Origin of the sequence: Haloferax profundi (genome assembly GCF_001469865.1) — an archaeon.
Lineage (GTDB): Archaea > Halobacteriota > Halobacteria > Halobacteriales > Haloferacaceae > Haloferax > Haloferax profundi.
The window spans coordinates 1-8,649 of sequence record NZ_LOPV01000469.1; the positions used below are offsets into that span (position 1 = coordinate 1).

Consider the following 8,649-nt stretch of genomic DNA (forward strand, 5'->3'; position numbering starts at 1 on the left):
GACGACGAAGGCGATCCATCCGACAGAGCGGAGTGTGTCCATAGACATGTATGTGAAACGAGTTGCGAGGGACCACACCCACCACTGGTGAGACTCGTCGTACCCACTGGTATTCAGTGCGCCTCTCGGATACTCGTATGTTAATTCGGTACGTCGAAGTCACAAAAGTTCTCCGTCTGTCAGCTGCCGAATTTTATTTCTTTTGGCCTCCCCCAAACGAGGTCAGTTGGAATTAACTTGGAGTCAAGTGGTACGAGACGCTCCGGGTCTCGTCATCACCAAAATCAATGATTTCCGCACGACTCCGAGACACTCACCTCACTCATCTGTAGACATCCAGCGGCTGTTCGTCGAGGAACCCGCGTAAATAACACTGTACTCGGGGGTCTTCTTGCTTACCTTGCGACACGCAAGCAGTGATACTGACCCACAAGTTACGTCGTTGGCTTTCGCATTGGTTGTTTGTTTCTGTGCTCCAGATTTAGCTGAAAATAGGCGCTAAGCCCCCTTCCTCAAGGAGCGACTGAAGGGAGTGAGTAGGGAGAGGATACAGCGCCGCACGAGTAGCAAACACGCTCGACGCTCTGCCCACAGGCCAACGTTTTACCATAACTACTATACGTGTATCGTGCATACCGTGCATTACGATGAAACGGAAGACAATCACCATTCGAGAGGACCAAGACGAGTGGATTGAGGACCAACACCTCAACCTCTCGTCGTTCGTCCGCGAGCAGTTGGACCAGTTAATTGAGGAACGAGAGTAACGAATGTACTACGCCTACAAGTACCGTCTCAAGCCGTCCGACGCCCACCGCGAGGAGTTGGACCGCCACCGAGACATTTGTAGGCAACTGTACAATCACGCTCTTTACCGCTTCGACCAAATCCCCGAGGACGCAGGCACACTCAATCAGCGTGTTCGGTCCATCCGAGACGAAATTCCATCCCTGAAAGACTGGTGGGATGGCCTCTCAGACGTGTACTCAACAGTTCTGCAAACAGCAGTCATGCGAATCGAGCAGAACGTCAAATCACTCGGAGGACTCAAAGAGAACGGCTACGGCGTCGGTCAACTCAAGTGGAAGCCGCCACGGGAGTTCCGCAGTTTTACGTACAGTCAGTCTGGCTTCAAGCTCGACAAGAAGGGCGGTCAGACTATCCTGTCACTCTCGAAACTCGTGGACATACCAATACGGCTCCACCGACCCATCCCCGACGACGCCACCGTGAAGCAGGTCACAGTCAAGAAGGAACCGACGGGCGAGTGGTTCGCTACGTTCGGCGTGGAAATGGACTGTGAACCGCCCGAACCGCCTGAGAACCCCAAGAAGTGTGTCGGTATCGACGTAGGGATTCTCAAGTACGCCCACGACACCGACGGCACGGCAGTCGGGTCGCTCAACCTCTCCGACGAACGCGAACGTTTGGAGCGCGAGCAACGGAAGCTCTCGCGCAAACAGCACGGGTCGAACAACTACGAAAAGCAACGGCGGCAGGTCGCAGAGTGTCACGCCGACCTTCGGCGAAAACGTCGTGACTTCTTACACAAGCTCTCGAACTACTACGCTCGGGAGTACGACCTCGTAGCGGTCGAAGACCTGAACGTCGCCGGGATGATGGAGTCGTCGTCGAACAGCCGTAACACTGTATCTGCCGCGTGGCGGACGTTCCTCTCGTTGCTCGAATACAAGTGCGAGCGGGAAGGGACGCATTTCGTGGCGGTCAACCCGAGAGGGACGACTAAGGAGTGCGCGTCGTGCGGTGTCTCGGCGGAGAAGCCATTGTGGGTCCGTGAACATTCCTGTCCTGCCTGCGGGTTTGAGGCGGACAGGGACGCGAACGCGGCGTGGAACATTCTTTCTCGGGGCCTCAAAGATGTAGGAGTGGGATACTCCGAATCAACGCCTGTGGAGACTGCGCTCCCTGTGGATACGCCTGTATCTGCAAAGCGCGTCGTGGAAACAGGAAGCCCTACCCCAAGGAGCGAGCGGCATCAGCCGTGAGCGAGTAGGGTAGGGTAGTTCACTGTTCCAGCAGATGAGTACCGCGTTCGAAAGGTGACACGAACAGGAACCAACGAAACAGAAGAGGAATTCCAAATCCGTGTTGCCGAAGATGGATCTGTAACTCGGCTCAGTGAGGACGACTCTGATGGGCTCATAAGCACGACAGCGACATCTGACTCTGTCGAATTACAGGCTGTCGTCGGCCACAACTACGACGAGCCGTACCTGTCCGATGACACTGTGAACATCTCCGTCAGTGCAGTCAACACAAGCGCTGACAAACCCACAGCAGTCGGCAACGTGAATATCACGGTAACCGTTTCGGGACCAAATAATACTGTGGTGACGCGGACGGTAACGTCGGACTCATCCGGTGCAATCGCGGTGCCTATCGACCTTTCAACGCTCCCCAACGGCACGTACGATGTCGAAGTCTCGAGTCCCGATGTGTCGTCAACCGACCATGATGATTTCATCGCTGGACCCTCGGTCAACCTTTACCCACGCTTCACCGACCATGTCGAAGTCGGCCAGCCGGTGACTGTCGCTGCTTCATTAGCAGAACAGAGCGCACCTGTGACGAACACGACGTTCAACGTCTCAATCCGAGCACCAGACGGAAATGAGACCACGAAAACGTTGACCACAGACACGGGTGGGTTTGCGACGTTCGAATTCACGCCGAACCAAACTGGTCGCTACTGGGTCACCCCCGCGAATCACCCAGGAGATTCGACGACCCTCACGGGCGTCGACATGGTGGCAGAACTCAAAACAGACACGCGAAGTTACTCGACATATCTGCCTGCGGGTGGCAGTGCACAAATCTCGGGCGTCGTCTACGATGAGGGTGCACCACTCGCGAACACTAACCTCGTCGTCCGGATTATCAACACCACGAACGGTGTCGACACCACCGTTGAGAACCTGAGCGTGACTACGAACGCACAGGGCCTCTATGCTACTGAGTGGCAAACGCCGGACAAGCCGAATGCTGACTTCGAAGCACACCTCTACACGACTGCTAACGAACGGATCGTGCACGATGGGGGACGCATCAACCTCGAAGCGTCTCGTGATAGAAGCGGTGGTGAAGGAAGCAGCGGTCCCACAGCCTGGATAAATACAGAGATCCAGTCACCATCGTACCGAAATGTCGTAGCACCCGGTGGCAGCGCCAACGCAACAATTGAAACATATTACAACGGTAGCATCGCCCCCAACACGACTGTCGACTATGCACTCACGTACGAGTGGACTGAGCAGCTTGCGACCACGGGAACGGTAACGACCAACGCAACTGGTCAAGCGACGATTTCGGTTCCGATCCCTGCAGACGCACCCGACAGCGCCTCGTTCGACCTCAAAACATGGGCGACGATTAACGGGACGAACGCCCAATCGGGCGACGATGGTGAGATCCAACGGTATCGAATTGAAGAAGATCGCTTAGGTGGTAACACACCAGGCAACCAGGTTGGGTTCGAGCTTCGGTTCGTTGATCCTGAGACCGACACTGGTGTCTCTGGAATCCCAGTCTCGGTGGCAGCAGAGACATTTACTGGGATGCAAGGCGGCGTCTTCGGAACCGGTGCTGCCGTTTCCGGCGCTGATGGATCGGCCACTGTCAACTTCACGCTCCCAAGCCATGCGACGCGTGAGTTCCTCTATGGACCACGCCATCCCTACTTTGATGGCGGGTTCCCAACAGAGGATGTCGAAGGGTATGATATCACTGTCAATGGCCTCTCGAGAGAAATCGAAGGGGGAGACACAGTCACGCTCAACTACACCGCAGCGAGCCCTGACCAAACCACTGCAGTCGTGATGTTCACGACGTGGGAAAGCGGACAGGACCCAGGTTCGAACGCCAAAGTTGTTCAAGAGGGCGAAGAATTCACCATGACTGCCCCCGACGTGCCTGCTGAGTCGAACTACAGACTCCAGGTCTACGCGATCAACGAATCCGGGGTGACTGCGAGTGAATCGGACTATCTCGACATCATCCCAGGAAGCGGGACGACCGATGACTCCAACTCGAATGTGACGGTCGCGGGTCGGATTACAAAAGCCGATGGAACGGCTGCAGTCAATGCGACAGTTGCGTTCGATCCGACAAGCGGCAGTGGTCCGCTTCCCATCGCGATTACAAACGAAAGCGGGTTCTACAACACCTCTGAGTCAACACAGACTAACGACGACCCACTCCAGGCAGACACGGAATATGATGTAGGAGTATATCAACTCAACCTCTCAGAAGCCAATTCCAACAAGCAGTACCAATGGGCACGCGATGGGACTGCAGACGTCTACGCAGTCGATACCATTAACACGTCGACTGACTCAAACGTCTCCGCACAACTCCCTGATGGCCACCTGCTCAATGTCACTGTGACAAATGAGAGTGGTGCTCCGGTTACCGACGCAAACGTCCTTGTATTGAACAACCGCGCAGGTGCAACTGTTGGGGGTTCGGGGCTAACAAATTCGGAGGGTGCATACGAGTACTGGGCAAGTGGCCAGCCGGGGATAGAAGTAACCGGCAACGTCTCCGTCAAAGTGACCCCGCCTGAGAACAGCACAGCCTACGAAACTCAAACGCTGAGACAGCAAGCGACTGTGACGAATGAGACGACTCTCGAGTTTACACTCACTGAAAATGACTCTAGTGGGGCAACCAAATCGGCGAACATGAACGCGAGCGTACGTGCAGTTGCATCACCTGCATCGGCACAAGTCGGTGAGACAGTGACGGTGGATCTCGTCGCAGAAAACGCCAGTGAGGGTGTGGGTGCATTCGAGAGCACGCTCAAGCTCGCAAACGAATCAATCGGGACAATTGAGAACGTGAGCATTGTAGGGTCCCCAGACACCACAGACATCACCCGGAGTGCAAATAACACGACAGTCTCGATTGCTGCATTCGGACTGAACCGCACCCAAAGCGACGACATGGTACTTGCCAGAGTAAACGTCACCCTTGCTGCGGATGGGTCGTCCGACATTGTCGTTGCAGACTCAGTACTTGGAACCCCGTCGGCAGATGATTACACCATCATGTCGGAGACTGGGACCACGCTCACGACGACGACAGTCGAGCCGATCGGGAGTTCGACCGAACCACCCACAGACGTGGATGGTGACGGAACGTTCGAAGACATCAACGGTGACGGCAACGTGACTGTCTCAGACGTGCAGGCCATGTTCGCCAATCGCGACAGCCCGGTGTTCGAAGACAACGTTGACAAGTTCGACTTCTCCGGTAACGGTGACGTGAACATCGTTGACGTCCAGCGGCTGTTCGTTGAGGTGACCGCCTAAGGCCAAAGAACTCCTCGGACCACAGTGGTCCGTTCTCAGTTCATCGAGTAGCACACGTCTCAGACTACTTTGGAAATCTCTCGCGGTTCTTTCCTTCATACTCCTGATTTTCGAACGAGTTGCTTGGACAAACAGAGCCTCGTAGTATAACACCCATACAACTATTATAGCAAGATCGGAAGCAAACATGAAGCGCACGCAACCAACGACAATAGTGCCACGATTTATATTTGCACCTGTTGACACGTTATAGATAATGAGACAGAACAACGTCAGCACTAGCGTAAGGAGTCGAACCTAATGGCTCGCCGATACAGAGTAACAGCGTTCGCCGTTCTCATGGCACTCGTCTTGGCTAGCGCACCGATCGGGAGTACAACGGCACTGGCAGCAACCAATAGCGCGGTGGGAACACAACCAGCCACAAAGAACACGCTCACAACTACCTCAACAGAGACTCCGCAGCCAGTAGGCGCTATCTATTACGCTCAGTCGGATCAAACACCGGCTATTGAGGTTTCGTTTTCTGAGTCTGTGCAAAACATCAGCGGAAACTACGAATTGTACGTTGACGGAAGCCAAGTTTCCACCACGGCCACAAATGTAACCATCAACGGCAGTCGTGCACTCATCCAACTTGACGAACAATACACCGGCGACATGGTGCTTCGATTGACTGAGGGAATCACGAACAGTACTGGGACACAGGTGGAGCCGCAGAACGTGTCGGTGACATACACAGGTCGATCTGTCACTGCAGGTGTTGACAGGGTTGTCTTTCAGGGAACCCCCCTCGCAATTGTAACGAACTCCACGGATACCGAGGTTAACCTTCGAAAAGATGGTTCGTTCATCCGCCAGCTTACAACGGGAACGAACAGTCGTGTAGCCGTTCTCGAAACGGACGTCCTCGAAACAGGAGACCACAGCCTCGAGATCACCGGTCAGCCCGATGCAACAATCGACATTGCCCAACTCCAACTCGCAACCTCTCTCGAACAGTCGAACGTTCTCACCAGCGACACGATCCGAGGAAGGATTCAAGCGAACGTTGCTGGCCGCGACATTCAAATTGCACTTCGCAACGAAAGTGGCGTTCGTATCGGCCCCAAACAGGTTGTCACACTTGGTGGGCAAGGTATGGCCGGGTTCACTATCGACCTCTCTGATCACGACACTCCAGCAGGTACGTACACAATTGAACTCACCGAGCCGCAAACCACAATTCAGTCCGAGACGGCGACGGTGAATGTCACAGGACTCGAGAACGTTGCACCAACAAATGTCAGCGCCCAGTTGATGAGTTCCACAGCGACTCCACAGCCAAACACGACAGTTACGGTCAACCTGGTGGCACTCAGTCCACCAACAGACATTGGAACATTCTCAACAAACCTCTCAGTCACGAATGCCAGTGTCGCCACAATCAAGAATACGACAATCACTGGTTCACCCGCCGACGTGGACGTTCGCACTAGTCAAGCGAACGATTCGGTAGCCATCGATGTGTATGGACTCAACCGCGCGGAAGCCGAGACAGTAACACTCGCAGAGCTAACACTCCGACTCGATACTGAAGGAAGCACTACTGTGTCGGTCTCTGAGACGATACTCGGGTCAGTCAACGGAAAAGAGATTGTCGTTGGCACCCAGTCTGGAACGAGGATTCGCGTCACAAATCTAACACCACTCGGTGATTTTGAGCATCCACCAGCCGACGTCAACGGAGATGGGCGATTCGAGGACATCAATGGCGATGGAAACGTGACTGTGTCCGACGTTCAGGCAGCGTTCGATAATCGAGAAAGCACGGTGATAGAAAATAACGCCGATAAATTCGACTTCTCCGAGAATGACCGGTTCAACATCGTCGATATCCAGAGGTTGTTTTTTGAACTAGCTGTTCAATAACAATTTTTATCCTGAAAAGAGGGTTTACTGTTGTCTTTTCAGTGAACAAATATATCCACAAACAGTAAATATATCAATACCAACACAAGTCATAGACTAATGGAAAGGCCACCGTGGAGCACCGATTTTGCTGTATTGAAAGCCGAGTGTGTGAGTGATATTAACGATTTACTCGAGAAGTATCCAAACTCAATCGTATATGAAACGATGAGCGCCCTGTTACGCAAGCAGTTGCACCAGCAATTCGCTGACGAGTTCGCAGCCACTCATCAAGAGAACGACTGAAGTTCCGCCTCAGACATGTGTGAGCCACATATGGACAGTCCACACTCAGACAAGTGAGTACGTAGGAGGAAGTTGTGAGACGAGGGTGGGGGGGGATGGGATGAGAACGGCTTACACTACGTGTAGAATGGGTGGTACAACCCGTCCTCAAAATTCGGTTTACCCAGTAAGACATTAAATCCAGTGGCTCCGGCAACTGATACAGTATATCCATCAAATTGACCCAAACACTTATTCAACCGTCGTTAAACACAGTTCTATGCCAAATGAACTGGGAAGACGGTCTTTCGTCGGGGGCTGGCGTCTTTGTCATTTGTATCCCAAACTGTGTCTGCCCAAACGGGGACAGTACAAGTATCAGCCCAAATATCGACGTACGACGGCCGTCCCGTAGCGAACCGAAAAATCGCAGTTAATGGTCCGAATGAATTCAACTATCATGAGACGGACGAGAATGGGCTACTTCAAAGATTCGAGGCTGGATTCCACGGGTCACCCGACCCGTGGAGGAATGCTGACAACAGATCATATAAAAACCATTGAGTAACTAACCTACCTCTTTGAAGATAGAGTGGACGAATACCTGAGACGCACAGCCATCACTCGCCTCTCCGTGACCGACGAGCAAGCCGACTTGCTCGAAGCCACGATTAGTGACTGGAAACATGGGGCATCCCTTGCCTCTCAAATCGGATGGCAAGCAAACGAGGACTCAAAATACGGTCTCCAACAACTTGCCTACGACGACGTACGCGAAGAAACTCGTCTCGGGAGTCAACACGCGATACTCGCCACTCACCAAGCTGCGCAAGCACTCACAGGCGTCAGAGAACTCAAAGACAACGGCCGCGAAGTGTCCTGTCCAGAGTTCACGAGTCCAACTATCAAGTACGATGCAAACACACTGACGCTCTTTGACGACAACACCGTCTCGCTGACAACCGTAGACAGCCGAGTTCGATGCGAACTCGTCCTCCCTGAAGACGACGGTGGCTACCAGTACCAGTTCCTGAGCGACGATGAGTGGAGTGTTACAGAAAGCACGCTCACTGCTCGTGACGGCGACTACTTCTTACACCTCGGGTTCCGAAAACCGAATCCGTTCGATGACCAAGAGTCTCCT

The 8,649-nt window shown here is 53.6% G+C and carries 2 protein-coding genes and 2 pseudogenes; all 4 read left to right on the top strand.

What is annotated here, in order from left to right; genetic code table 11:
• The first annotated feature begins 770 nt into the window (after positions 1-770).
• Positions 771-2,014 (top strand): annotated as a pseudogene (locus AUR66_RS15430) (RNA-guided endonuclease InsQ/TnpB family protein).
• A gap of 46 nt (positions 2,015-2,060) precedes the next feature.
• A complete protein-coding gene (locus AUR66_RS15435) occupies positions 2,061-5,330 on the top strand; it encodes a hypothetical protein (RefSeq protein WP_157533159.1) in 3,270 nt (1,089 codons plus the stop codon).
• 300 nt (positions 5,331-5,630) lie between these two features.
• Positions 5,631-7,241 carry a hypothetical protein gene (locus AUR66_RS15440; RefSeq protein ID WP_058573152.1) on the top strand — a complete coding sequence of 537 codons (1,611 nt, stop codon included), beginning with the start codon at positions 5,631-5,633 and terminating at the stop codon, positions 7,239-7,241.
• Positions 7,242-8,139: 898 nt separating this feature from the next.
• Positions 8,140-8,649, top strand: a pseudogene (locus tag AUR66_RS15450) (RNA-guided endonuclease InsQ/TnpB family protein); the annotation flags it as partial.